At 68.7% G+C, this 2,263-nt stretch carries 3 protein-coding genes; all 3 read right to left on the reverse strand.

Going from position 1 to position 2,263, the window contains the following annotated elements:
* Window positions 1-402: hypothetical protein (locus GJ693_RS15580; RefSeq protein ID WP_156257153.1), on the reverse strand; the 402-nt coding region annotated here is incomplete at its 3' end.
* On the reverse strand, window positions 399-1,349 hold the full coding sequence (gene rsmH / locus GJ693_RS15585) for a 16S rRNA (cytosine(1402)-N(4))-methyltransferase RsmH (protein ID WP_156257154.1): 951 nt from the start codon (window positions 1,347-1,349) through the stop codon (window positions 399-401). The genes GJ693_RS15580 and rsmH, both read right to left, overlap by 4 nt.
* On the reverse strand, window positions 1,346-1,837 hold the full coding sequence (locus tag GJ693_RS15590; RefSeq protein WP_156257155.1) for a division/cell wall cluster transcriptional repressor MraZ: 492 nt from the start codon (window positions 1,835-1,837) through the stop codon (window positions 1,346-1,348). Before GJ693_RS15590 ends, rsmH begins: the two co-directional genes overlap by 4 nt.
* Window positions 1,838-2,263 lie beyond the last annotated feature (426 nt).

A 2,263-nucleotide genomic window follows, 5' to 3' on the forward strand; every position in this document is an offset into this window, starting at 1 on the left:
CACGGGCCCGCTGGCCGGCGGCATCGTCGCGGTGGCCGCCGGTGGCAAGATGCTGCCCGGTGCTGCCCGTCCAGATTCAGCCACCGCGAACTGCACCTGCGGCGGCGCTTCCGGCCGCGCGGCAAAGCTCGCCAGTTGCACCGGCGAGCGCAGGATCTGCCCGCCGCTCGGCGCCGACATCTGGAAGACCGCGTCGTTCCAGCGCTGCAACTCGGGCAGGCCGGCGCGGGTGCGCAACTCGGCTTCCAGTTCGCGCACGCGCACGGTGTTCTCGACCAGTTCGATATTCAGCCGGGTGACGGCGCGGCGTTCGGCAGCGGCGCGGGTGGTGATCACCTGGGCGGCGGCGACCACGGTGGTGGTGCCGGCGATCCACAGCAGGGCGGACAGATACTGCCTCATGCGCGGCCTCCTTGGGTGACGGCGCCCCAGGCGGGGGCAGCGGTGCGCACTGCGCTGCGCAGCGTGGCACTGCGGGCGCGGGGGTTGCGGGCGATCTCGGCCGCAGAAGGTCGCACCGCCTTCATCGGTTTTTCGAAACTGGCGGCGCGCGACGGGGCAGCCAGCGGCGCGTGGCGCGAAGCCGCCGGCGCGCTGCCGGAACGGTCGCGCAGGAAATTTTTCACCCGCCGGTCTTCGGCGGAATGGAAGGAGACGACCGCCAGCCGGCCACCGGGCTTGAGCAGGCGTTCGGCGGCGACCAGCCCGGCGTCCAATTGGCCCAGCTCGTCGTTCACGTGGATGCGCAGCGCCTGGAAGCTGCGGGTGGCCGGGTCCTTGCCCGGCTCGCCGCGCCCCAGCACGCGGCGGATCAGGCCGGCGAGTTCGCTGGTGCGGGTGAAGGGCCGATCGGCCACGATGGCCCGGGCGATGCGCCGAGAGGCGCGCTCGTCACCCAAATGGTAGAGCACGTCGGCGATCGCTTCCTCATCGGCCGTGTTGATGAAATCGGCGGCGCTCATGCCCTCCTGGCTCATCCGCATGTCGAGCGGGCCATCGGCCTGGAAGGAAAAGCCACGTTCGGCCGTGTCGATCTGCATCGAGGACACGCCGATATCAAAGGCGATGGCATCCACCGCCGTCACGCCATGATCGGCCAGGCCTTCGACCAGTTCGGAAAACGGCCGGCGGATCAGGGTGACGTCGCTGGCCCCGGCCAGATCGGCATTGAGTTCGTGCGCCTGCGGGTCGCGATCAAAGCCATAGGCATGGGCCACGCTCTGCTGGCGGGCCGCACGCAGATAGCCGCCGGCGCCCAGCGTTGCATCGACATAGGTCTCGCCGGGCTTCAGCGCGAGGGCGGCCAGCACCTCGGCCAACAGCACCGGGATGTGGGGCGCCGCCATCATGCCGCCGGGCCTTCCACTGGCAGGCCGCGGGTTTCCAGCTCCATCTCGATCTGGATGCGCTGCAGTTCGGGCAGGCCGGCTTGCGCCTTGAACGTCCACGGGTCCCACAGTTCGAAATAGTCATAGCCGCCGACGAACCAGACATGGCTCGTGATGCCGCTGATCTTGCGCAGCACTGGCGAGAGCACGATGCGCCCCGCATCATCGATGCTGTGCGGCTGGGCGCTGCCGAACACGAAGGCGCGTTCGTCATAGGCCGCCGCGGTGCCGGTATCGGCGTGGCGGGCGGCGTGCTGGGCGTGGAGTTCGGCGGCATATTGGGCGTCGAAGGCCATCAGGCAGCGGCGGCCAACATGGCCCGGGCCGACCAGCACCTGCTTGCCGCCGGTCTTCGCGGTGAGCACGTCGCGGAAGCTCGCCGGCACCGACAGCCGGTTCTTCGCGTCAACCGCGTTCAGCCCATAGCCAAGATAAATGCTGCCCGACACCCCATACCCCTGCCGCGGGTTGCCGTTGCTGCCGTTCCCGCCCCGAACCGCCTGGGTCAGAAAAACGACAGCACGGCGGACTCACCCGCTGTGGAAAACGGGTGTAGCATGGGATTTTATGGGTCTCAATGGAATCTGATGGGCAAAGGCCCCATTAAATGGGGATATCCTTGGGCAAGACGGGCCAATTCGGGCGATGTTCTCTCCCTGTTCTGGGTCGTTTCACAGGCCAATAGGGGCTGTGGATAAGTCTGTGTGGGGTTTGACCGGCGGTCATCATGGGATTGGCTCCCACCAATGCCCCGATTCGGGTGCAGGCATGGGCCGGTATGGGCCGGTCACTTCTCTTCGGCCGGGCGCGTGGCCGGGCCGGGGGCCACGCCGAGCACCGCCAGCGGCTCGCCGGTGCCGGGCTTGGCCTCGCGG

The sequence above is a fragment of the Sandarakinorhabdus oryzae genome, assembly GCF_009733735.1.
GTDB classification, from domain to species: Bacteria; Pseudomonadota; Alphaproteobacteria; order Sphingomonadales; family Sphingomonadaceae; genus Sandarakinorhabdus; species Sandarakinorhabdus oryzae.